Origin of the sequence: Streptomyces sp. PsTaAH-137, assembly GCF_003259365.1 — a bacterium.
GTDB lineage: Bacteria > Actinomycetota > Actinomycetes > Streptomycetales > Streptomycetaceae > Streptomyces.
This window is the reverse complement of the sequence record NZ_QLLY01000003.1, coordinates 90,321-113,370: the sequence shown is the minus strand read 5'-3', so window position 1 is coordinate 113,370 and position 23,050 is coordinate 90,321. Positions and strand designations below refer to the sequence as shown.

At 72.2% G+C, this 23,050-nt stretch carries 17 protein-coding genes; 8 read left to right on the top strand and 9 right to left on the bottom strand.

Annotated elements, in window-relative coordinates; translation table 11 throughout:
• Positions 1-51 precede the first annotated feature (51 nt).
• Positions 52-600 carry a DoxX family protein gene (locus K377_RS06970; RefSeq protein ID WP_111662291.1) on the top strand — a complete coding sequence of 183 codons (549 nt, stop codon included), beginning with the start codon at positions 52-54 and terminating at the stop codon, positions 598-600.
• Here the strand turns inward: K377_RS06970 and K377_RS06965 are convergent.
• Positions 590-1,522 carry an aldo/keto reductase gene (locus tag K377_RS06965; protein ID WP_111662290.1) on the bottom strand — a complete coding sequence of 311 codons (933 nt, stop codon included), beginning with the start codon at positions 1,520-1,522 and terminating at the stop codon, positions 590-592. The two genes, K377_RS06970 and K377_RS06965, sit on opposite strands and share 11 nt — an antisense overlap.
• Complete coding sequence (locus K377_RS06960) at positions 1,519-3,441, bottom strand: hypothetical protein (RefSeq protein ID WP_111662656.1); 1,923 nt, start codon at positions 3,439-3,441, stop codon at positions 1,519-1,521. Before K377_RS06960 ends, K377_RS06965 begins: the two co-directional genes overlap by 4 nt.
• 116 nt (positions 3,442-3,557) lie before the next feature.
• On the opposite strand from K377_RS06960, the gene K377_RS06955 reads away from it, so the two are divergent.
• From K377_RS06955 to K377_RS06945, 3 genes are all read left to right on the top strand, one after another.
• A complete protein-coding gene (locus K377_RS06955; RefSeq protein ID WP_161195146.1) occupies positions 3,558-4,406 on the top strand; it encodes an amidohydrolase in 849 nt (282 codons plus the stop codon).
• 91 nt (positions 4,407-4,497) lie between these two features.
• Complete coding sequence (locus K377_RS06950; protein ID WP_111662288.1) at positions 4,498-5,484, top strand: acetylxylan esterase; 987 nt, start codon at positions 4,498-4,500, stop codon at positions 5,482-5,484.
• Between the two features lie 102 nt (positions 5,485-5,586).
• Positions 5,587-6,324 (top strand): GntR family transcriptional regulator, encoded by a 738-nt coding sequence (locus tag K377_RS06945; protein WP_111662287.1) that lies wholly within the window; start codon positions 5,587-5,589, stop codon positions 6,322-6,324.
• Between the two features lie 64 nt (positions 6,325-6,388).
• On the opposite strand, the gene K377_RS06940 is transcribed toward K377_RS06945, so the two are convergent.
• The 6 genes from K377_RS06940 to K377_RS06915 all read right to left on the bottom strand — a co-directional run bounded on the left by K377_RS06940 (position 6,389) and on the right by K377_RS06915 (position 14,893).
• Complete coding sequence (locus tag K377_RS06940) at positions 6,389-8,353, bottom strand: right-handed parallel beta-helix repeat-containing protein (RefSeq protein ID WP_258394984.1); 1,965 nt, start codon at positions 8,351-8,353, stop codon at positions 6,389-6,391.
• Positions 8,354-8,388: 35 nt separating this feature from the next.
• Complete coding sequence (locus K377_RS06935; RefSeq protein WP_258394983.1) at positions 8,389-9,315, bottom strand: carbohydrate ABC transporter permease; 927 nt, start codon at positions 9,313-9,315, stop codon at positions 8,389-8,391.
• Positions 9,316-9,325: 10 nt separating this feature from the next.
• Positions 9,326-10,252, bottom strand: coding sequence for a carbohydrate ABC transporter permease (locus K377_RS06930; protein ID WP_258394982.1), 927 nt, complete (start codon positions 10,250-10,252; stop codon positions 9,326-9,328).
• Complete coding sequence (locus K377_RS06925; RefSeq protein WP_161195145.1) at positions 10,231-11,475, bottom strand: ABC transporter substrate-binding protein; 1,245 nt, start codon at positions 11,473-11,475, stop codon at positions 10,231-10,233. The genes K377_RS06930 and K377_RS06925 overlap by 22 nt, the downstream gene beginning before the upstream one ends.
• Before the next feature lie 177 nt (positions 11,476-11,652).
• The gene (locus K377_RS06920; protein ID WP_237551813.1) at positions 11,653-13,590 is read right to left on the bottom strand and encodes a heparinase II/III family protein; all 1,938 of its coding nucleotides are present in this window, start codon (positions 13,588-13,590) and stop codon (positions 11,653-11,655) included.
• A 10-nt stretch (positions 13,591-13,600) separates the two neighbouring features.
• Positions 13,601-14,893, bottom strand: a complete 1,293-nt coding sequence (locus K377_RS06915; protein ID WP_111662285.1) for an alpha-L-fucosidase — start codon at positions 14,891-14,893, stop codon at positions 13,601-13,603.
• Positions 14,894-15,020: 127 nt separating this feature from the next.
• Between K377_RS06915 and K377_RS06910 the strand changes: the two genes are divergently transcribed.
• The 3 genes from K377_RS06910 (at position 15,021) to K377_RS06900 (ending at position 17,440) form a co-directional block, all read left to right on the top strand.
• Positions 15,021-15,818 (top strand): ribonuclease activity regulator RraA, encoded by a 798-nt coding sequence (locus tag K377_RS06910; protein WP_237551812.1) that lies wholly within the window; start codon positions 15,021-15,023, stop codon positions 15,816-15,818.
• 113 nt (positions 15,819-15,931) lie between these two features.
• Positions 15,932-16,702, top strand: a complete 771-nt coding sequence (locus K377_RS06905) for a LamG domain-containing protein (protein ID WP_111662284.1) — start codon at positions 15,932-15,934, stop codon at positions 16,700-16,702.
• A gap of 135 nt (positions 16,703-16,837) precedes the next feature.
• Positions 16,838-17,440, top strand: a complete 603-nt coding sequence (locus K377_RS06900) for a sigma-70 family RNA polymerase sigma factor (RefSeq protein WP_111662283.1) — start codon at positions 16,838-16,840, stop codon at positions 17,438-17,440.
• A 3-nt stretch (positions 17,441-17,443) separates the two neighbouring features.
• Here the strand turns inward: K377_RS06900 and K377_RS06895 are convergent, their stop codons facing one another.
• The gene (locus K377_RS06895) at positions 17,444-18,388 is read right to left on the bottom strand and encodes a hypothetical protein (RefSeq protein ID WP_111662282.1); all 945 of its coding nucleotides are present in this window, start codon (positions 18,386-18,388) and stop codon (positions 17,444-17,446) included.
• A gap of 210 nt (positions 18,389-18,598) precedes the next feature.
• On the opposite strand from K377_RS06895, the gene K377_RS06890 reads away from it, so the two are divergent.
• Positions 18,599-22,990, top strand: a complete 4,392-nt coding sequence (locus K377_RS06890; RefSeq protein ID WP_111662281.1) for an FtsK/SpoIIIE domain-containing protein — start codon at positions 18,599-18,601, stop codon at positions 22,988-22,990.
• Positions 22,991-23,050: the final 60 nt, after the last annotated feature.

Genomic DNA, 23,050 nt, shown 5'->3' with positions numbered 1-23,050 from the left:
CCGGGCGAGACCGCCATGCGTGTCCGGCGCGCACCCGGGAACGCGGTCCTCATGGCTGTACTGAGGAAATACGCACGTCCGATGCTCGCCTCCGTCTTCATCACCGGAGGGCTCTCCACCGTCCGCGCCCCCGGGCGGGTGGCTCCCGCCGCCGAACCGGTCGCCGCGCCCGTGGCCTCCCGCGTGCCGCGTCTGCCCGACGACACGGAGCAGCTCGTCCGGCTGAACGGCGCGGTGCACATCGGCGCGGGACTGATGCTCGCCACCGGGATCGCCCCGCGCTTCGCCGCGCTCGCGCTCGCCGGGTCGCTCGTCCCGACGACCCTGGCCGGGCACGCCTGGTGGAAGGAGAAGGACCCCGAGCGGCGGAGCCAGCAGCGCACCCACTTCGTGAAGAACGTGTCCCTCATCGGCGGACTGCTGATCGCGGCGGCCGACACCCACGGCAAGCCGTCGCTTGCCTACCGTGCCCGCGGCGCCGCGAGCAGCGGCCGCAAGCAGGCGGCGCGGGCCCGGCGCGAGACCACGCACACCGTGCGGGACGCGGCCGACGCCGTCCGCGCCCTGCCCGACCGCGCCCTTCAGACCGTCACCGGCTGAGCAGCGACTCCGGTACGAAGCCCTCCTCCGCGAGCCGCCGCCACAGGGCGTCGGGGACCAGGAAGCGGGCCGCCTCTGTGTTCGCGGTCACCTCGGCCGCCGAACGGCAGCCGACGACGACGGAGGCGACGGCCGGGTGAAGATACGGGAACTGGAGGGCCGCCGCGGGCAGCGGCACCCCGTACTCCGCGCACAGGGCCCGGCACCGCCGGGCCCTGTCCAGCGCCTCGGCCGGTACGGGACGGTAGTTGAACATGGCGTCCGGCGACGGATCGGCCAGCAGGCCGGTGTTGAGGACGCCGCCGACCACCACCGCCGTACCGGTCCTGGCGCACAGCGGCAGCAGCGTGTCCAGCGCCTCGTGGTCGAGCAGCGAGAACCGGCCCGCGATCAGCACGACGTCGACCTCGAACTCGTCCACGTAGGAGGCGAGTTGCTTGCTGTGGTTCATCCCGAAGCCGATCGCCCGGATCAGCCCCTCGTCCCGCAGCCTGCGCACCGCCGGGTACGCGGTGCGGCGGATCTCGTCCGGGTAGTCGTCGGGGTCGTGGAGGTACAGGATGTCGACGCTGTCGCGGCCCAGGCGGGTCAGGCTCGACTCCAGGGACTCCCGGATGCCGCGCTCCGTCCAGTCCGTGACGACCTCGCCGGGCGAGCCGTCCGGCTGCGGGCGCAGCAGCCAGCCCGTCTTCGTGGAGATCACCGGGTCGCTGATCCCGGCCGGGCCGAGCAGCCGGCCGAGCCGCCGCTCGGCCTGTCCGTGACCGTAGCGGGGCGCCGTGTCGAAGTACCGGATACCGGCCCGCGCCGCCGCCTCGACGGTGGCCGCGGCGGCCTCCTCGGAGACCTCCTCGAAGAGCCCGCCGAGGGGCGCGGTGCCGATCCCGAGGCGGGGCAGCGCGAACGGCAGTCGGTGCGTCATACGGTCCCCCAGGGTGAGGAGATCGCCGCGGCCCGCGCGCGCAGCGTCATGGTCAGGGTCAGCCGCAGCCGGGTGTGGCCGGGCAGGGCGACCCGGACGTACGGGCCGTCGGCCGGCTGCTCGGGGCCGTCGTCCGCGCGGACGGAGGTGATCCGGTGCTCGGCGAACGAGCCGGCCTGCACAAGCAGTGAACGCGCCGCACCGCCGAGGTTCACCAGCTCCACCACCGTGTGCTCCGGACGGATGTCGGAGACGAGGGCCGCCACGTCCTGCGGCAGCCCGGGGCGCCGGGCCTCGGTGTCGTGGTAGCGGACGTGCAGCTGGGCGAGGCCGCCGTTGTAGAGGACCTGCGGCGAGCCGGTCGTCAGCTGCAACAGGGCTTCCGTCACCACCGGGTTGAGGTGCTGCCAGTGGTGGATGTCCAGGACGTCCGGGCCGGTCGCCGGGTCCGTGGTGTCGCCCTCGATGGCGGCGACCCGCTCCGCGCAGCTCGCGAGGGCGCTCCTCAGCATCCGCTCGGGGAAGCCGGGATTGCGGCCCTGCAGATACTCGTACCAGGGCTCCTCGTGCCCGGCCTCGTCCTTGATCCGCTGGGTGTGCACGGCCGTCCAGTCCCACGCGGCCCCGGCGCGCAGCTCCTCGATCCGGTCCTGGTCGGCCTGCTCGCGGCTGAAGTGCCACAGCGTGAGCGGGAGTTGGCCCGGCATGACGGTGAAGTCGAACCAGCCGGAGTCGTTGTGCCGCTGCGGCACCATCAGGGTCCGCTCGGCGTCCATCGCCCGCAGATGCGGCTCCCAGCGCTCACCGAGGGTGCCCATCCCGTCCGCGCCGCGCCGCTCGGCGTGGCGCAGCACCGCGTCCAGCGGATTGCGGGCGAGGTCCAGATAGCCGCGGTCACCGGTCAGCAGGGTGGCGTTGGCCGCGCCGATGATGGCCGAACTGCCCACGGGGGACAGGCCGTGCGGCCACGACCAGCCGTAGTGGCCGCCGTACCAGCGGCCGTCCAGGTAGGCGCCCACCTCGCCGTTCAGCCCCGCGTTGTCGGGGACGACCTCGCGCCCGGCGAGGCGCTCCTGCCAGACCCCGACGTACTCGGCGACCCAGTCCGCGTAGGCCCGCTCGCCGCTGAGCAGGTACGCGTTGGTGGCGAGCCCGGTCGCGCCCAGGTTCACCAGGGTGTCGCCGCGCCCCATCCGGTCCCACATCGCCCGGCCGTAGGCGCGGGCCAGCTCCGGCGACTCGGCCAGCTGCCCGAACGAGGTGACACCGTCGAACCCGTCCAGCGGCAGCCCGTACGGGTGCAGGGCCAGGCTCCACGGGAAGTACGGCTCCTCGTCGCTGAACCCGAACCGGGGCCCGCCCGCGCCGTTGTGCGGGGCGCGCAGCACCCGGTGCTCGGGGTCGTAGTTCGGGCCGCCCGGGAGGTAGAAGTCGGCGAACCGGCAAGCCAGTTCGCGCAGGCTCGGGTCGTCGGGGTCGGCCAGGCACAGGCCGTAGAAGAGCAGCAGGCCCTCGCCCTGGTGGAACCAGTCGTAACCGCGCTCCAGGCCGTCCACCAGCATGCCCATCTCGGAGAGCTGCGCGCTCACCCCCTGCCAGTGGCGGCGCGCCGCGGCCAGCAACTCGGCGCTGCCGCCCAGCAGATACAGCGTCGGCCAGTTGAAGAACGGCTCGTAGAAGTCGTCGACGCCGTCCCGGCCGTCCATGCCCTCGCCGAGCCGGTCGCGGAAGACGAGCCGCCCGTCCCCCTCGGTGTAGCGGTCGGCGAACAGTCGCCACGCCTTCTCCTGCGCCGCGAACAACTCCCGCTCCAGCAGCGCCCATCGGGGTGTGCCGGTGAGGGGTCGGCGGGCGCTCAGCGAAGGCCCGTGGGCCTCGCCGTCTGCCCGTGTGCCGCCGGTCGGCTCAGACCTGAGCATGGAGAACACCCGCTCCTTCGTCGCATGCGGATTGCCGTATTGAACAATCGCCCATCGATAGCCGATGGTTAGAGTCACCGGCGGGGAGCCGACGTGTCAATACTCGGGAGCGGACCGTGATCGACTGCCATGCCCATCTGTGGGACCCGGCCCAGGGGTTCGGCTGGATCAGACCGGGAAGCCCGCACCACCGCCCGTACGGCGAGGCTGACTTGGCTCGATCCGGCACCGGCGTCGACGGACTGGGCGGCGCGATCCTCGTCGAGGCCGCGCGCGGCGACACGGGCGAGACCGGCGCCCTGCGCGCGCTGCGGCTGCGCCGTCCCGACCTGGTCGCCGGGTACGTGGGCAATCTCCATGTGCACGGCGAGGAGGGCCCCGACCGTTTCCGGGGGCTGCTGGAGGAGTGGGGCGCGACCGGGCCCAACGGGATGCGCATGGGCGGCAGTTCACTCACCGACACCCCGGAATCGGCCCGCGCGCTGATCCCCGTCCTGGAAGCGGCCGGCCTGGTCCTCGAACTCAACCTGCACCACGGAGCGCCGGCGGCCGCCTCCGACATCGCCGACCGCCACCCCGCCCTCACCGTCGTCGTCGACCACCTCGGCAACCCGCCGAACCTGGCCACCGGCGACCCGGGGGAGTGGTACCGCGCCCTCGATCGGGCGGCGTCCGCGCCGAACGTGCTGGTCAAGATCTCCGGCCTGCTCACCCAGCAGCACGGCGTCGCCCCGGAACGCGTCGCCGACCTGGTGCGGCACGTGGTCGGCGTGCTCGGCCCCGACCGCTGCCTCGTCGGCTCCGACTGGCCGATCTGCCTGCCCCGCGGCACCCGCGCCGACTCACTTGCCCTGTCCCGCACCGGACTTGACCGCCTCACCGAGCCGGAGCGCGAGCGCGTCCTGCACGGCAACGCCGTCCGGGCGTACCGGCTGAGCCGCACCGGCCGTGCGCGGAGCTGTTGACAGTGCTCGAACGCCCCTGATTCGATTCCCTCGATGATCGATAGGCGATGACCGGCCCACGATCCGGCCCCGACCTCCGCGGAGACGCCCCATGGCTCATTTCGACCTGCCCCTGGACGAGTTGGAGAAGTACCGCCCCGACCTGCCCGAGCCGGCCGACCTCGACACGTTCTGGCGGCGGACCCTCGCCGAGCAGGAGCGGTACGGCGTCGACGCGACGTTCACCCCGGTGCACAACGGGCTCGCGACGATCGACACCTTCGACGTGACCTTCGCCGGGTACGGCGGGCACCCCGTGCGCGGCTGGTTCCATCTGCCGGTCACCCGCACCGGACCGCTCCCGGTCGTCGTCGAGTACCTGGGCTACGGCAGCGGGCGCGGCGCCCCGCACGAGAAGCGGCTGTGGGCCGACGCCGGGTACGCGCACTTCGTCATGGACACCCGGGGCCAGGGCGCCGACACCCCCGATCCCGACCCGGCCACCGGCGACATCGCCGCGCCCGGCTTCCTCACCCGCGGCGTCCTCGACCCGCTGCGCTACTTCTACCGGCGCGTGTACACGGACGCCGTGCACGCCGTCGCCGCCGCCCGCTCGCACCCGGCCGTCGACCCGGCCCGCACCGTCGTCACCGGCACCAGCCAGGGCGGCGGCATCGCGCTCGCCGCGGCGGGGCTCGTCCCCGACCTGGTGGCCGTCATGCCGGACGTGCCGTTCCTGTGCCACTTCCCGCGGGCCACCACGATCACCGACGCGATTCCCTACGTCGAGGTCACCAAGTTCGTGAAGCTGCACCGCGAGCACGCCGCCACGGTCGCCCGCACGCTCTCCTACTTCGACGGCGCCTCGCTGGCCCGCCGGGCGAGCGCGCCGACGCTGTTCTCGGTCGGCCTGATGGACCACATATGCCCGCCCTCCACTGTCTACGCGGCGTTCAACCACTACGGTGCCGAGCGGGGCGTGGACCAGGCCGACAAGCGGATCGAGGTCTACCCCTTCAACGACCACGAGGGCGGCGGACCCGATCACGAGGTCGTCAAACTGGCGTGGCTGGGCAAGCGGTTGGAAAGCTCGATGTGACTCCATCGATAGACGATGGGCGCGTACGATGGCCGGCATACCCGTGTCCCGCACATCCGTATCTGGACCAACTGACGTGCCACAGCGCAGGATTGGGAATTCATGGCATCTAATGCGTCGGGTGGCTTCGTCTCCACGCTGGCCACCAACAAGGACCGGTTCCGCAAGACCCTGATCTCGGACCAGGTGTACGAACTGCTCCGCCAGGCGGTCGTGGACGGTGACCTCGGCCCGGGCGACCGGGTCGTGGAGTCGGAGATCGCCCGCCGGCTCGGCGTGAGCCAGGCCCCGGTGCGCGAGGCGGTCAAGCGGCTCGCCCGCGAGGGGCTGCTCACGCATGTCCCGCGGCGCGGCCACTTCGTCGTCGAGATCTCCGCAGAGGACGCCGAACACGCCCGCCAGGTGCGCGAACCGCTGGAGCGGCTCGCCGCTCAGCTCGCCGCGCAGCACATCACGGGCGAGCAGCTGGCCGAGCTCGACGCGCTGGTGGAGCGGATGCACGAGGCGGTCGCCGCGAGCGACGTCAGCAGCTTCCGCGTCGCCGACATCGAGTTCCACACCGTGGTCAGCCAGTGCGCGGGCAACCCGTTCCTGACCCGCATGTGGGAGGTCATCGAGCCGAGCCTGCGCACGCTGCGGGCCATCTCCGACCCGCTCTTCGACGGTGACTGGCAGGCCATGGCGCATGAGCACGGGCGCCTGGTCGACCTGTTGCGGGACGGCGATGCCGACAAGGCGGCCGCGGCGTTCGCCGACCACGCCGCGGGCCGCGGACCGGTGCCGGACGCGCGGGAGACGAAGAAGCCCCGCAAGAAGGCGGCCGCCGCGAAGCGTGCGTGAGCCGACCGCAGGAGAGGGCCCGGGCCGGACATCCGGCTCGGGCCCTCTTAGTGTCACACCAGGGTCAACGGCGTGCTCCCGCCGTCCATTCGGGCGCTCCGTACTGGTACGCGCCCAGGCTCGGCGCCGGGTCCGTGGACCCGTCGTTGATGCCCGGCAGCGCGAGGCCCGCATTGCGGGCGGGGGAGTCGGCCGCGAGCCGGTAGTCGTGTCCGGCGGCGTCCACGAAGCGCGGATCGACCGTCTCCAGCATGTTGTGGTCGGCCACGAGACCACCCGCCGAGGCGCCGTCCAGGCCCTTGATCGGGCCGATGTTGTTGGCGATGTGCGTACCCGTGGACTGGCCGGCCTCCTTGACGTAGAAGAGCGTCATCCCGCCGGTGTTGTTGTACACGCCGTTGTCGTGCGAGCCGGTGCCCAGACCGTTCAGCATCACCGTGCCCTCGCGGTTGCCCCAGCCGACGTTGTTCGCGATGACGAGATCGCTCTGCCCGTTGTCGGCGTAGACCCCGGAGATGCCGAACGTCGTGGACGTCGTAGTCGGAGACGGGTCGTGCAGCACGTTGTGATCGATGGACGAGCCCATCATGTACGCGCTGCAGCAGGTGTAGATCGCGGCGACGTCCAGGCTGAGCCGGGCGTACCCGGAGATGTCGTTGTACGCGATCGTGTCCTTGCCCGCCGTCAGGCCGTCAACGGTGTTCCACTGCAGGTTGATGCCGCTGCGGCCGACCCGCGAGACGGTGTTGTGGGTGACCGTCTGGCTGTTGCCCTGCACGGCGACACCGGCCGCGTAGGTGCCCATGTAGTCGACGTCGTGGATGACGTTGTCGGTGGCCGTGTTGTTCTGGCCGCGCAGCGCGATCCCGTTCCCTGCGCTCAGCGACAGATCGCTGTTCACGATCTTGTTGTACGTGCCGTCGAGGACGATGCCGGTGTCACCGACGCCCCGCGTCACCGTCGACCCGCAGTCCGTCGCGCCCTGCGTGATGTCGGTGTAGTGCGACAGGTAGGTGCCGGTCAGGCCGTCGAGCGTGACGCCCGTGCTGGTGGCCCCGGTCTTGATCGTCGTGGCGAACAGCTTCACGCCCTTGACGTTCACATGGCTCGCGCCCGTCAGGTCGAAGCCCAGGGTGCGCCGCTTGACCTGCACCGTGTGGTGGTCCGGGTCGTCGTCCCCGTACACGTACAGGCGCTCGGCCGTCGGGTCGTAGAACCACTCTCCGGGGTGGGCGAGCTCACCGATCTTTCCGGAGAGCGCGTACCGCGTCTCGCCGGGGACGACCTTGTGGACGCACGGCGGTGCCGCGTCGAGGGTCACCGAGCCGACCGCCGAGCTCTTCACCGTGCCGGTCGCCGAGACGTACCAGTAGCCGGTGAGGGCCCGCGCGCCGTCCCAGTACCCTGCCGGGCGGGTCAGGGCCGCGTCGGCGATCGTGGCGTCCGCGCTGCCCGTACCGGCGTACTGGAGCGTGGGATCGAGCAAGTCCGTTCCCGGATAAGGCCATTGGGCCTCGACGTCCATCTTCTTGTCGGTGAACACCTGCACCGTGGACACGTCGGAGCCCAGGTCGATGTCGGTGCTGTAGATGTGGCCCGCCGCCACCGCGTCGCTGAACGGCGAGTCCGCCGCGTACGGGTCGCTCTGGGCGATCGCGGTGACGTCGGCGGCGGTCACCGGGTCGAAACCGGTGACCTTCGTGGCGCCGTTCACCGTCACGTCCGCGCCGACCGCGGCCCGGTAGGTGATCGGCTGCGCGGCGGTGCCGGAGCGGGCCGGGACGACCGTCTCCTCGTAGCTGCCCGACACGATCTCGCACGTGTCACCGGGCACCATCACGTCCGCGCACTTCTGGATGTGCCGGAACGGGGCCGTGGCGTTCGTCCCCGCGTTGCCGTCGTCGCCGTACGGGCCGACGTAGTAGGTCGTGGCGGCCTGGGCGCCGGCCGCGGCCGGATGCCCGGCCGCGACCACGGTCAGCGTGGTGAGCAGGGCGGCCGCGGACAGATGTCTCCATCTCCTGGGCACTCCGTGATCCTTTCTCGTGGGGTCGACGGGGAGGGTCAGCCCTTCACGGCACCGACCGTGAGACCGCTGATGATGTGGCGCTGCATGTAGATGAAGAAGATGACGACGGGCGCGACGGCCAGCAGCAGGTTCGGGAACACCTTCGTCAGGTCCGTCGAGTACTGGCTGATGCCGGCGTAGATCGCCGTCGTCACCGTGTAGTGCCCGGAGGACGGGCTGAGCAGGATCTGCGGCGACACGAAGTCGTTCCAGATTCCTATGGAGTTGAGGATCAGCACGGTGACGACCGCGGGACGCATCAGCGGGAAGATGATGGTCCAGAAGGTGCGGTAGCGGCCCGCGCCGTCGATCGTCGCCGCGTGGTCGATGTCCACCGGGATCGTGCGGATGAACCCGACGAACAGGAAGATGCTCACCGGCAGCGTGGACGCCACGTCGTGCGCCACCAGCCCCGTCACCGTGTTCGCCAGACCGATCTCCCGCAGGACGTAGATCACCGGGATGATCACGGCCGCGCCGGGGATGAACGTGCCCGCGAGGAAGTACAGCAGCACCAGCTGCGTGCGCTTCTTGAGGCTGCGCGCGATCGCGTACGCGGCCGGGCCCGCCAGCACGATGCACAGCACGTCCACCATGACGACGAGGAACAGCGTGAAGCCGTAGCCGCCGATCACATTGAACTGCGGGCTGCTGATCGCGGCGCCCATGTGCGCGAAGGTGAGCCCGCCGAGCGGGATCGAGAACGGGTTGTCGAGGATCTCCTGCTGCGACTTGAACGCGTTCACGACCAGCAGGTAGATCGGCACGACCATCACGACGAACAGCACCCCGAGGAGCACCCAGCGCACCGGCGAGCGGGTCTCCTCGCGCCGGGCGCCGCTCCCGCCGTCGTCCCGGCCGGTGGGCCGGGCCTTCGGACGCTTGCGGGGCGCCGTCTCGGGTTCTGCCTCCAGTACCACCACCACCGGCTCCTCACCGACCTGTCGCTGCCTGGTCCTGGCGGTTGCGCAGCGCCGTCACGAAGAGGGCGAGCACGGCGGACACCACCATCAGGAACACGGCCTGTGCGGTCGCGTAACCGACCTTGGTGCCCTCGAAGGACCGGGCGAGAATGAGATACGTGAACGTCTGCGTCGACCCCGCGGGGCCGCCGCCGGTGAGGCTGACGACGATGTCGTAGGCCCGGATCAGACCCACCAGGTTGAGCACCGTCGCCACCGTCACCACGGGCGCGATCATGGGGATCACGACCCGCAGATTGATCTGCCGTTTGCTGGCGCCGTCGATCGCGGCGGCCTCCAGGAGTTCGGCCGGGACGGTCTGGAGCGCGGCCACGAACAGCACCACGTTGAACCCGAAGCCCGCCCACACGATGACCCCGATCAGGGAGATCACCGCGAACTGCTCGTCGAAGAGGAAGCCGACCGGCTCGATGCCGAACGTGGCGAGCGTGTTGTTGATGGCCCCGTTCGTCCCGAGGATCGCCGCCCACAGATAGCCGAGGATCAGCGCGCTGATCACGTGCGGGAAGTAGGCGACGGCCCGGAAGAAGGAGTTGGTGCGCGAGCGGGCCTTGAGCGCGAGTGCGTAGACCAGCCCCAGGCCGACCATCAGGACGGTGCCGGCCACGGCGATCAGACCGGTCACGTACCAGGCGTCCGACGAACTCGGGTCGTCGAAGAGGTGCTTGTAGTTGTCGAGTCCGATGAACGCGGCGGTCGAGAAGCCGTCCCAGTCGGTGAGGCTGAGATACACGGCCACACCGACCGGTACGACCGTCATCACCGTGTAGAGCAGGACCGCCGGGCCCATCATCCCGAAGGAGAGCGCCGACTCCCGCAGCCGGGCCCGGCGGCGCAGGCTCCGCTGCGCGTCGGTCAGCCCTGCGAGTTCCACCACTTGTCCAATCCGTCGGCGACGTCCTCGGCGGAGGCGCCCGTGTACAGGGACTGGATCTGCTTGTTCAGCTCGTCGCTGTACCCGGCGATCGGCTGGTTGGCCCCCGACTTCACGATCACCGACGGCGTCTTGTCGAGGATCTTCTGCACCGAGGTGCCGAGGCTCGACATGGGGTACGAGAAGCCGGAGCGGAGATTGCCGTCCGAGGCCAGCTGGCTCTTGATGGCCTTCGGGTTCGTGGTCGCCCACTTCACGAAGTCGATCGCCTCGGCCTTGTGCGGCGACTTGTTCACCACGACGTACGGGTTCGAGATGTTGCCGAACTGGCCGGACGGGTAGGCCCCGTCGGTCGGTACGGAGAACACCCCGATGCTGTCGCTCTTCTTCGCGGCGTCGGCGGCGGGCACGAAGTACGAACCCATGATGTACATCGCCGACTTGCCGTTCAGGAACGCCGTCTGGCCGTCGGCGTAGGTGACGCCGAGGGCGCTCTTCTCCAGGTAGCCCTTGTCGATCCAGCCCTTGTACCGCTTGAGGTAGTCGACATAGCCGCTGTCCGCGAAGGAGACCTTGCCCGCGGTGCGCTGCGCGGTCCACTCGGGGGTGTCGGTGAGGACGCCCGCGTCGGCCATCATCGAGAACTGCGAGCCGGTCACCCACTGGCCGGCGGTCTGGAGCGGCTTGTACCCCGCGCCCTTCAACTTGCCCATGGCCGCCGTGAACTCGTCCATGGTGCGGATCTTCGTCGCGTCGAGTCCGGCCTTCGCGAAGGCGGCCTTGTCGTAGAAGACGAGCGACTGGATCTGCTCGCCCACGCCGACCACGTACCGCTTGCCGTCCACGGCGTACTGGTCGGCGAGCGGCGTCTTTGCGGTCCAGGACTCGTCGCTCAGGTCGGCGAAGAGCGCGGCGGTGTCGGCGGTCGGCACGATCTGCTGGGCGACGTCCGGCGGATCGCCCGCCGCGAGGTCCTGCCGCAGCTTCGCGTCGGCCGAGATGGTGCCGGTCAGTTCGAGCTTGACCGTCACTCCGGGATGCGCCTTCTCGTACCCGGCGAAGAGGTCGTTCCAGTACTTCTCCGTCAGGTTCGGCGTGATGTTCACGATGACGCGGAGGGTCGTGCCCCCCGCTGCCTGGTCGGATCCGCCGCCACAGGCGACGGCCGACGCCATCACCACGGGAGCCACGGCGAGTCCGCAGGCACGGCGCCACATTGTTCTCATCGGGACACGCTCCATTGCGTAGTCGTGAATAATCGATAGGTGGTACGCAGTCGCAGGCTTCCCGGTGGAGCGGTGAAGGGGAGGTGGCCCGAGGGTGGGGGAGGCCGGGGCAGGTGCTGGTGCCCGCGTCTCAGCGACTATCGTCTATCGATTGCTGATGCTAGGACGGCCCCTTCGCTAGTTCAAGGGTGCTGCAGCAACCAACCACCGTACGCAGAGCCCGCCTTGGGGCCCCGGGGTCCGCACGGTGAGCGTGAGACGGCTCAGCGCCTCTCCCCAACTCCTGGTCAGAACGGGGTCGTCGAGCTTTCGGCGCTCCACGGTGGCGGTGACCGCGCCGGGCTCCCAGCGCATCTCCAGGCCCCGCCCGCCGTCCGCGGCGGTGACCGTGGCCCAGCCGTCCCCGTGCTCGACATGCCCGGCCAGGACGTGCCGCAGCGCCACCTCGGGCGGCCCGCCACGCCAGCGGTCCTCGACGCTCACGTACGCGGCCGGGGTCTCGCCCGACGCCCGCCTCAGGCACACCGTGCGGTCCCAGCGCGCGACCGTGCCCGGCGGATAGACGGCACTCAGCTCGGCGCTCAACCCCGTCCGGGAATCGCTGAGTTCGGCTTCGACCTCCCGCGCCCGGAACGCGGCCCCGGGGGCCTGCCCGATACCGCCCGGCTCGGGCACGTTGTGCCAGCCGCTGGTGAGAGGCCAGGCCGCATAGCGGTCCGGGCCGAAGGTCTCGGCTGTGTACGTGGGCCGGCCCACGTCGACCACCAGCGGCCGCCCGTCCACCGCCACCCAGTACGAGCCGACGTCCAGATGGTTGTGGTGCTCGCCGTTGTGTCCGGCCTTCACGGCGAGGGTGAGCCCGTCGGTGCTCCCGGCCGCCTCCCGGGCCACCAGAACCTGTAGCCGGGGCAGCCAGGTTTCGCGGGCCGGCCAGGAAGGCCGCGGTACGGGCCCGGTCACCGCCCGGCACCAGTCCGGGTCGGCCAGCGCGGTCAGCGCCCGGCCCAGTCCCGCCCGCGGGGGAGCGGCGCAGCCCTGCTGCCGCGCTCCCGCGAGCGCGTGCGCCACGGTGTCCGGCTGCCCGAGCCGTCCGCCCCACCGGAACGGCACCTGCCAGGGCTGGGCCGTGTCGAGACGGGCGGGCGCGTCGCCCACGTTCACATACCGGTCGGCGCCGAGGTGCATCCGCCGCGGGTACTTCAACAGCGCGGCCAGAAGGGGAAGTTCCCGGGCGTCGAGCGCCGGTCCGCCCGCCGCCGCGAGCAGATCGAGGATCTCCAGGAGCCGGCAGGCGCCCGCCCACCAGTAGGAGATGCCCTCGTCGATGCCGCCGTCGTCGGGCAGTACGCGGACGTAGTGGTCCAGGCCCTCGACCACCAGGGAGACGAGCCGGGTGCGGCGCTCCTCGGCGTCCGCGCCGTCGCACAGGAGCAGCGCGGCGGCCAGGACCGCGCCATGGATCCACGGGTTCCAGTTGTTGGCGCCGCCGTCCGCGCCGAGCCACGCCCAGTCCCTGCGGCGCTCGAACGGCCCGAGCAGCCGCCGGTCCACCTCCCGCCGCAGCCGCCGCCGCAGCCCCGGCGCGCGGCGGTCGAGATGCGGGCCGAGCGCGTGGTCCGCCCACGCGAACAGCGCGGCGACCTCGGCCGCGCCCAGGTCCGGGTACGGGTCGTCGGGATCCGGCACGACCTCGCCGCGCGCCGCCGCGAACCGCTCGTGCGGCGCCCAGCACCAGGTGCTCGCCTCGGCGAACGCCACGAGTCCGTCGACCGCCGCGTCCAGGTGCGGGCAGGCGCCGGGCGCCGGATCGGCCGCGTCCGCCGACTCGCCGGTCAGGACGGCGGCCAGACACAGCAGGGAGACCCGCTCCTGCAACCGCCAGGCCGCGTCCTCGTACGCACTCCGGTTCCCGTCGCGCAGCGCACGGGCCCACGCCCCGGCCGTCAGCCGGGGCTTCGGACGCCCCAACTCCCGTGCCGCGTCGCCCAGTACGCGCTCACTTAGCGTTCCGGGAACGGCGTCCCACACCGAGCGCCGCGTGACGTCGGGCACCGGCAGCCGCCCGGCGGGGTCGGCGAGCGCCCCCGCCGGAAGGGGCAGCAGGCGCTCGCTCAACGGGCCGGGTCTACTCATCGCCATCGCCGGTGCCGGCGGTCAGCTCCAGTTCGATGACGGGCAGTGGCACGTCCGGCCGGGCGATCGGCAGGGTCAGCGTCAGGGTGCCCGCGGGCTGGCTGTGCGGCGCCAGGTTGTTGTGCTCGGGCGGCGCCTGATCGATCTCCTGGAAACGGATCTCCGAACCGTCGTGCAGGAACTGGGCGTACCGCACCCGCCCGGCGAGCCCCGGCAGATGGAGGTGCTTGAGCGGCCAGGCGAGCAGATGCAGATACAGGTACCGGCCGCGCTGCGTGTACAGCGCGCCCGGCGGCGGCGCGTAGGCGCTCGGCCCGGCGCCGCGCACCGACCGGATGTTCAGCGCGCTCCACCCGGCGATGGCCCGCAGCGTGTCCCGGGCGCGCGGGTCCAGGGCGCCCCGGCCGGTCGGGCCGACGTTCAGCAGCAGATTGCCGCCGCACGCCACGGACTCCACCAGCATCCGCACCAGCAGCGCCGGATCCTTGTAGTCGTGGTTGTCGCGGTCGTACCCCCACGACCCGTTGAGCGTGTGGCAGGCCTCCCACAGCACCCGCTCGCCGTCCCGCTCCAGGGGGCGGTCCGGCTGGTACTGCTCGGGCGTCATGTAGTCACCCGGCACGCCGAGCCGGTCGTTGACGAGGATGTCCGGCTGCAACTCGCGCACGACCGACATGAGGTGCTCCGCGCCCCACGCCTCCGCCCCCTTCTCCGGATAGGTGAAGTCGAAGAACAGCAGGTCGATGTCGCCGTACCCCGTGAGGAGTTCGCGCAGCTGACCCTCCATGTAGGAGCGATAACGCGCCATGTCGCGCGGCTCCCGCTCGGCGTCCGTGCCGCGCAGCGGATGGTGCTCGTCGACCGTGAAGTCCGGGTGGTGCCAGTCGAGCAGCGAGTAGTAGAGCCCCACCCGCAGCCCCTCGGCGCGCATCGCGTCCACGAACTCCCTGACCAGGTCACGGCCGGTGGCCCGGACCGAGGTGTAGTCGGTGAGCGCCGAGTCGAACAGGCAGAAACCGTCGTGGTGCTTGGTGGTCAGGACCGCGTACTTCATGCCCGACTCCCGTGCGGCCCGGGCCAGTTCGCGGGCGTCGAAGAGGTCCGGGTCGAAGCGCTCCAGGTAACGGTCGTACGCCTCCTGCGACATGGCCTCCCGGCTGCGCACCCACTCGTGCCGCGCCGCCATGCTGTAGAGGCCGAAATGAACGAACAGGCCGAACCGCGCCTCCTCGAACCAGTCGGTGCGGGAAGGGAGTTGAGGCGGTTCATGGCGGGCACCGGGCACGGCTTGCTCCTGACGCGGGGGCGATGTGAACAGCATTGACAGCGCTAATCGATTGGCTGTTATCTACCATCGATAGGCGATGATGTCACTGGCGTTGCGTGCGACGAGCGCGCGGAGAGGCACGTGCATGCACCCGAATGGGGAGAACCACGCCGGCTACGAGTCGATGCGAGCGCCGGTCCACACCGCGTCCTACACCCGGCCCACCGCACGGATGGTGGAGGCGCTGCGGGACGTGAGCGCGGCGACCGCCTGCGCGAAGCTGCACCAGATGGGCATCACCCGGACCTTCATCGACGGCCCCGTGCCGCTGCACCGCGAGCCGGACGTCAAGGTCACCGGCGGCGCCGTGACCCTGCAGTTCCTGCCGCAGCGCGAGGACGTCTTCAACGGCGCGGAGCAGGAGGACATCGAGCGCAGGACCCCGCTGTGGGGCGTCCTGGAGTCGGTGCGGCCCGGCGACGTACTGGTGATCTCCGCGCACGGCAGCCACTTCACCGGCTGCCTCGGCGACATGCTGGTGCGCTACTTCAAGCTGCGCGGCGGCGCCGGCATCGTCGTCGACGGCCGGGTGCGGGACGCGGCCCGGATCCGGGCGCTCGGCGTCCCCGTCTGGTGCACCGGTGTCACTCCGCACTACGCCTCGCAGACCGAGTTGTTCCCCTCTGCGTTCAACGTGCCGGTGGGTGTGGGCGGTTCACTCGTCACACCCGGCGATCTGATCGTCGCCGACGAGGACGGCGCGGTCGTCGTCCCGCAGGACAAGGCGGTCCCGCTCGCCGAGGACTCCCTGCTCCACCAGGACCGCGAGGCGTTCGCCCGGCTCCGGCTCGACCAGGGCGCCCGGCTCTCCGACTACTACCCGCTCAGCGGCGACAGCCTGACCGAGTACCGCGCCTACGTGGCGAGCCGCACCGGCGGCTGACCCCGGGTGGGCCCGGCGCACAGCCCGTTCACAAGGTGCATGCCCACTGAACCGTTCTGCCGTCACCCCCGTATCCCCAGTGACACAGCTATGCCGTATCGCAAGGGACCTCCATGACGCGCAGATGGCCACTTATCACCACGATAGCCGTACTGGCCGGGGCCCTGGCGTTCGTCGTGGTCCACCTGGTGCGCGACCAGGACGCCGGGAAGGGCGCCGACGGGGCCGAACCGGCCACGTCGAGTCCCGAAAGCAGGACCGATCCGCTGCGGGGGCTCGGGTGGTGGCCCCTGCACCGGTCCGGCACCGCGCGCGCCGGAGAGCACGACGCCACGGTCAGTGGCGGTGCCCGGTGGACCGAAGGCCCCCAGGGCGGCGCCCTGCGCCTCGACGGCAGCACGGGGCAGGCCGACACCAACCTCCGGCTCGACACCGCGGGCCAGGACTACTCTGTCGCCGCGCGTGTGCGCGCCTCTTCACAGAACATGACCGGCATCCACACAGCCGTCTCCGAGGACGGCGACCGGACCAGTACCTTCTACCTCCAATTCTCGGGCCCCGACGGGAACTTCGCCTTCAGTTTCCTCGGCGCCCGCACGGTCGCGGAGACGGCCGAAAAGCCTCAGCCCGATCACTGGTACCACCTGACCGGCACGTACAGTCAGAAGGACCACCGGATGCGGATCTACGTGGACGGCCGGCTCGCGGGGACCAGAGAGGCCTCCAACGGTGTCGAGCCGACCGGCACCGTGGTGATCGGCCGCGGCAAGTTCAACGGCAAGGCGGCCGACCACTGGAACGGTGACATCGCGGACGTCCATGTCTTCGGCCGGGAACTGACCTCCCGAGAGGTGAGCTCGCTCTCCTCGAACGAACCCGGCTGACCGGCCGGGCGAGTTCACTCGCCGCCGCGGTCCGGCGGGCGCGCCCCACGTCGCCCGCCGGACCGCGGCGGCGCCATCGGTTCCCGCAGGCGACCGCACCCGTCTACCCCCACAGACGACCGGAGAGGACAGGCCTTGTCGGCCAGTGTTTCCACCGAAGGCTCCATACCCGGCCCCCCGCCCGAGCCCGGTGCCACCGGCGCGGAACCCCGCCCCGAGGAATTCCTCAGAGCCCTCTACCACCGGCACGGCAGTGCCCTGCTCCAGTTCGCCGCCCGGCGCCTCGAGGGCGACTGGCACCGGGCCGAGGACGTCCTCCAGGAAGTCGCCATCCGCGCCTGGCGGCACGCCTCCGAACTCGACCCGACCTCGGACTCGGTGCGCCCCTGGCTGTTCACCGCGCTGCGCAACCTGGTCATCGACCACCACCGCGCCCGCCAGGCCAGACCACCGGAGACCGGCGACCCGGAACTCGCCCACGTGCCGGTGTCCGACGGCGTGGACCACATGCTCACCTCCCAGGTGCTCATCGAGGCGCTGGGCGACCTGCGGCCGGCCCAGCGCGAGGTCCTGCTGCACGTCCACTATCTGGGACGCAGCGTGAACCAGACGGCCAAGGTCCTCGGCGTGCCACCGGGCACGGTCAAGTCCCGTACGTACTACGCCGCCCGCGCCATGCGTGAGGCGCTGCACAACCGCGGGATGTACGCGGGCGGCCACGACCCCGACTCCGGCTGAACCTCACGCCATCCGCCCCGCGTGCCTGGTGATCCCGAGGCCGAGCGGCCCGGTGTCCAGCGTGCCGTCCGGCAGGACCCGCCAGCGCCACCCCGTGGGAGCCTCGCCGAGCACCAGCAGCGCGTCCCCGCGCCGCATACCGGCCAGTGCCCCCTCGCGCCGCGGCAGCTGCGAGGCGTCCACGACGAACAGATGGGGTGCCTCGCCCTGGACGGCGATCCGGCTGCTGCCCTCGATCAGCCGGAAGATCTGGGTCACTTCGGCCGCGTCGGGCTCCTGCGGGCCGCCGCCCGGTGTCGCCGCGACGGCGAACGCCTCCTCCAGACTGGCCGCCTTGTGCAGCCGCGAGCTGCGGTTCTCGTCGCCCTGCAACAGCGTGCCGTCGGACAGCGACCCCACCAGGGTCACCTGCGCGAGCGCCCCGACCGGACCGGCCAGCGCCTCGACGACGATCCTGCGCGTCAGCGCCCGCACCTCGTCCGGCGGGCCCGCCAGCGACACGGCGCCCGTCGCCCGGGACAGATCGACCAGGACCCGGTCGGGGCCGTCCAGACCCAGCGTCACCGTCAGCGCGAACGGCAGGGCCGGCTCACCCTCCGGACCCGGCCGGTGCAGATCGTCCGTCGAGATCACCCAGCGCTCGCCGTCCTGTTCGGCGGCCCACGGCGCGGGCGCCTCCGCCTCGGGTGCGGCAAGAAGCAGCCCGAGCCGCTGCTCGGAGTAGACGACGGCGTACAGGTCCGGCAGCAACCGGCCGGAGCGCAGGCACTCGCCGGTCAGCCGGCGCAGCCCCGCGTTGACCACGTCCAGCGCCCCGCGGCTCACCACGGCCGCCGACGCCGCCACCGGCTTCGCCTTGCGCGGCCGACGGCGCTCGGTGACGACCAGCGCGGTCACCGCGCAGATCAACGCCAGCCCCAGCACCACGGCCAGGACGTACCAGATCATCTTCCGACTCCTTGTCAAGCGGCACCGCGCAGCCGCCGCGCCGTGCACCCGTTGGCCACTACGGGGCGCGGCCACGGATGGTTCACCAGGGACGGGAGTGAACCATCCGCCGACGCGGTCCGTAGAGGCCATCAGTGGTGGGGGCGCCGCCGGAGGCGGCCGCCCCGGCCCCCGTTTCAGGCCCGGCTGGAGGACGTTTTCGTGTCGTTGATGTTGACCGTGGTCGAGGAGGGCGGTGACGCGTTCGACATCCACCTCGACGCCGACCCCGACACGCCCGTGAGCGCCGTCGCCCAGGCGCTCGCCGGGGCGGGCGGCGTACCGCGGCCCGCGGGCGGTCTCGGCCTGTACGCCGGCGACCGGCTGCTCCCCGCCGACCTGCGGCTCGGGGACGCCCCGCTGCACCACGCCGCCATCGTCGGCCTGGGCCGCCCGGCGGGCGCCGCGGCCGGCGAACCGGACGGACTCGTCGAGATCCGCACCGTTGGCGGGACCGGCGCGGGCGCCGTGCACCGCCTCGACATGGGCGAGTACCGCATCGGCCTCGGCCACGACGGCACCGCCCAGGTGCTGCGCTCCGACCCGGCCCGGCCGCTCGCCGTCGTCGCGGTGAGCCCCGGCGGCCGCTGCCGGATCACGCCCGACGCCGCCCTGCCGGCCGGCGCCGTACTGCAACTGGACCGTGAGGACGTGACCGAGGCCACCGCCTGGCCGCCCGGGGCCCAGCTCCTCGCCGGGGACAGCCTCCTCGAACTCGCCCTGCCGCAGAAGCCGGACGCGGCCGTGCAGCCGTCGGAGGACGGCACCGGCTGGGACTACAACCGGCCGCCCCGGCTGCGGCCGCCCGGCACCGAGACCCGCTTCACGCTGCCCTCGCCCCCGGCCCCGCCCGCCGCCCGGCCGCTCCCGTGGATCACCGCGCTCGCCCCGCTGGTGATGGCCGGTGCCGGAGCGCTGATCTTCGGCCGTATGTCGATGCTGCTGTTCGGCCTGCTCTCGCCCGTCGCGATCGTCGGCAACTTCATCATGGGCCGGCGCACCGGGCGCCGGTCCCACTCCGACCGGGTCGCCGAGTACGAGGAGAAGAAGGCCCGGATCGAGGGCGACGCGACCCAGGCCCTGACGGCCGAGCGCACCGCCCGCCGCCGGGGCTTCCCCGATCCGGCCGAGGTCGTGCTGACCGCCGTCGGCCCGCGCCGCCGGCTGTGGGAGCGCCGTACCACCGACGCCGACTTCCTCGAACTGCGCATCGGCACCGCCGACATGGACTCCGACGTCGTCCTCCACGACCCGACCAAGGACGAGCACCGCCGCCAGGACCCCTGGACCGCGTACGACGTCCCGGTGACCGTGCCGCTGCGCGAGCACGACGTCCTCGGCATCGCCGGACAGGGCGAGACCGCCCGCGCCGTGGCCCGCTGGGCCGTCGCCCAGGCCGCCGTCCTGCACAGCCCCCGCGACCTCCAGATCCATCTGCTGACGACCGGCGAGAAGGGCCGCGACGGCTGGTCCTGGCTGCGCTGGCTGCCGCACGTGCGCAAGAAGTCCGGCGACACCCCGGCCAGCATCGGCTACGGCACCGAGACCTGCGCCCGCCGGGTCGCCGAACTCACCGCGCTGATCGCCGAACGCGCCACGCAGACGGCCGCCGAACGGCGGGGCAGGCCCGCGGGGCCCGACGTCCTCGTCGTCCTCGACGGCGCCCGCCGGCTGCGCTCGCTGCCCGGCGTCACCCAGATCCTGCGCGACGGCCCGGCCGTCGGCGTCCGCGCCGTCTGCCTCGACGCCGAGGAGCGGCTGCTGCCCGAGGAGTGCCAGGCCGTCGTCGCCGAGGAGCCCGGCGGCACCGTCCGCGTCGGCCGCTCCGGCCGCGGCGTCGTCGGCGGGGTCCGCCCCGACGTGGTCTCCGCGGACTGGGCCCGCTCGCTGGCCCGCGCGATGGGCCCGCTGCGCGACCCGGGCGGCGGCGACGAGGAGGCCGCCGTGCTCCCGAACTCCGCGCGCCTGCTCGACGTCCTCGCCCTCGACCCGCCGCAGTCCGCCGCGATCAAGGCCCGCTGGACGGCCGGGGGCCGCTCGACCCGCGCCGCCGTCGGCGTCTCCCTGGACGGCCCCTTCCACCTCGACCTCAAGCGCGACGGCCCGCACGGCCTCGTCGCGGGCACCACCGGCTCCGGCAAGTCCGAACTCCTCCAGACGCTGGTCGCCTCGCTCGCCGTCGCCAACCGCCCCGACGCCATGACGTTCGTCCTCGTCGACTACAAGGGCGGCTCCGCGTTCAAGGACTGCGTCGACCTCCCGCACACCGTCGGCATGGTCACCGACCTCGACGCCCACCTCGTCGAGCGGGCCCTCGTCTCCCTGACCGCCGAACTCACCCGGCGCGAGCACATCCTCGCCGCCGCCGGCGCCAAGGACATCGAGGACTACGTCGACCTCCTGGAGCGCGAACCGCGCGCGGGCCGCGAGCCGATGCCCCGGCTCCTCATCGTCATCGACGAGTTCGCCTCGATGGTGCGCGACCTGCCGGACTTCGTGAAGGGTCTGGTCAACATCGCCCAGCGGGGCCGCAGCCTCGGCATCCACCTGATCCTCGCGACCCAGCGCCCCAGCGGCGTCGTCTCCTCCGAGATCCGCGCCAACACCAACCTGCGCATCGCGCTCCGGGTGACCGACAGCGGCGAGAGTCAGGACGTCCTCAACTCCGGTGAGGCCGCGGGGATCTCGCAGAGCAACCCCGGCCGCGCCTACGTCCGCCTCGGCCAGAACTCCCTCGTCCCGTTCCAGTCCGGACGCGTCGGCGGCCGCAGGCCCGGCGCCTCCACCACCTCGCTGCCCGCGCCCTGGGCGGTGGCCGTCGGCTGGGAGCGGCTCGGCGAACCGCTCCCGGCGCGCCCCCGCGCCGCCGCCGTCGCCGACGAGGTGGAGACCGACCTCACCGGGCTCGTCACGGCGATCCGCGCGGCGGACCGCGAGATGGGCATCCCCGCGCAGCACAGCCCCTGGCTCCCGCCGCTGCCCGAGGTCCTGGTCACCGGCGAACTCCCGGCGCCCCCGCCCTCGGACTACGACCTGCCGCCCGTCGCGTACGGCGTCGTGGACCTGCCCGCCCAGCAGGCCCGGCAGCCCCTGGTGGTCGACCTGGCGACCCTCGGCCACCTGCACATCATCGGCTCGCCCCGCCAGGGCAGGTCGCAGACGCTGCGCACCATCGCCGGCACCCTCGCCGCCGCCCACGGCGACGACAAGCTCCACCTGTACGGCATCGACTGCGGCAACGGCGCCCTGCTGCCCATCGAGCGGCTCCCGCACTGCGGGGCCATCACCCAGCGCAGCCAGCCCGACCGGGTGGCCCGGCTGCTCGCCCGCCTCACCCGTGAGCTGACCCGGCGTCAGGAGATGCTAGCCGCCCGCGGCAGCGCCGACCTGCCGGAGCTGCGCCGCGCCCTGCCGGAGGCCGAACGGCCCCCGCACATCGTGCTGTTCATCGACCGCTGGGAGGTCTTCGACAAGCAGCTCGGCGAATACGACTCCGGCAACCTGCTCAGCTCCGTGCTGAACCTGCTCCGCGACGGCGCGAGCGTCGGCATCCACCTCGTGATGACCGGTGACCGTGCGCTGTTCTCCAGCCGGGTCAACGGCTCCACCGAGGACAAGCTCGTCCTCAAGCTCAACGAGAAGTCCGAGTACGGGCAGATCGGCATCACCCAGCGCAACGTGCCCGACGAGATCCCGCCCGGCCGCGCCTTCCGGGCCGCCGACAAGGCCGAGGTGCAGATCGCGCTCCTCACCGAGAACCCCGAGGGCCAGGCGCAGGCCGGGGCGCTCCAGCAGATCGCCGCGCGGTGCCGCGAGCAGGCGGCCGGGCTGCCGGACGGCGCCCGCCCGTTCCGCGTCGACACCCTGCCGGACCGGCTCACCCTGGAGGAGGCGATCCGCTACGCGCCGCGGCCGCTGCCCTCCCACCGGTGGGCGCTGGCCGGCGTCGGCGGCGACGAACTCACCGCCGTCGGGCCCGACTTCGCCGTCACGCCGACGTTCCTGGTCGCCGGGCCCGCCCGCTCCGGCCGCAGCACGGTCCTGGCGACGCTGGCCATGTCGCTGCTGTCGGTCGGGACGTCCGTCGTCATCGGCGCGCCCGCCCGCTCGCCGCTGCGCCAGCTCGCCGGACGGCCCGGGGTGCTCGCGGTCTTCTCCGACTCGGACCTCGACCCCACCGCGCTGGAGGCGGCGCTCGCGTCCGCGCCGCGCAGCGCCGTGGTGATCCTGGACGACGCCGACCTGCTGCTCAAGACGAAGGCCGAGCCCGTCCTCACCGCCATCGCCAAGTCCGGCGCGGAGAACCGCCGCGGCCTGGTCGTCGCAGGACAGACCGACCGGCTCTCCTCGGGCTTCTCCGGCTGGCACGCCGAGGCCCGCCGCAACCGGTGCGGTCTGCTGCTCAAGCCGCAGAACATGAGCGACGGCGAACTGATCGGCGTCAAGGTGCCCCGCAGCCGCCTCGGCGCGACCCGCCCGGGCCGCGCGATCCTGCACCTGGGCGACGGTGTGCTGCGCACCGTCCAGGTCCCGGAGACGGTGCTGCCGCCGGCCCTGGTCTGACGGACGTACGACAGAGGGCTCCCGCACCTGCGTGACACGGTGCGGGAGCCCTCTGTCGTA

What these genes read in the sequence shown, in the direction of transcription:
- K377_RS06970 (WP_111662291.1), top strand. Translation starts at nt 52, where the DNA reads ATGGCTGTACTGAGGAAATACGCACGTCCGATGCTCGCCTCCGTCTTC.
- K377_RS06965 (WP_111662290.1), bottom strand. Translation starts at nt 1,522, where the DNA reads ATGACGCACCGACTGCCGTTCGCGCTGCCCCGCCTCGGGATCGGCACC.
- K377_RS06960 (WP_111662656.1), bottom strand. Translation starts at nt 3,441, where the DNA reads ATGCTCAGGTCTGAGCCGACCGGCGGCACACGGGCAGACGGCGAGGCC.
- K377_RS06950 (WP_111662288.1), top strand. Translation starts at nt 4,498, where the DNA reads ATGGCTCATTTCGACCTGCCCCTGGACGAGTTGGAGAAGTACCGCCCC.
- K377_RS06945 (WP_111662287.1), top strand. Translation starts at nt 5,587, where the DNA reads ATGGCATCTAATGCGTCGGGTGGCTTCGTCTCCACGCTGGCCACCAAC.
- K377_RS06925 (WP_161195145.1), bottom strand. Translation starts at nt 11,475, where the DNA reads ATGAGAACAATGTGGCGCCGTGCCTGCGGACTCGCCGTGGCTCCCGTG.
- K377_RS06910 (WP_237551812.1), top strand. Translation starts at nt 15,021, where the DNA reads ATGCACCCGAATGGGGAGAACCACGCCGGCTACGAGTCGATGCGAGCG.
- K377_RS06905 (WP_111662284.1), top strand. Translation starts at nt 15,932, where the DNA reads ATGACGCGCAGATGGCCACTTATCACCACGATAGCCGTACTGGCCGGG.
- K377_RS06895 (WP_111662282.1), bottom strand. Translation starts at nt 18,388, where the DNA reads ATGATCTGGTACGTCCTGGCCGTGGTGCTGGGGCTGGCGTTGATCTGC.
- K377_RS06890 (WP_111662281.1), top strand. Translation starts at nt 18,599, where the DNA reads ATGTTGACCGTGGTCGAGGAGGGCGGTGACGCGTTCGACATCCACCTC.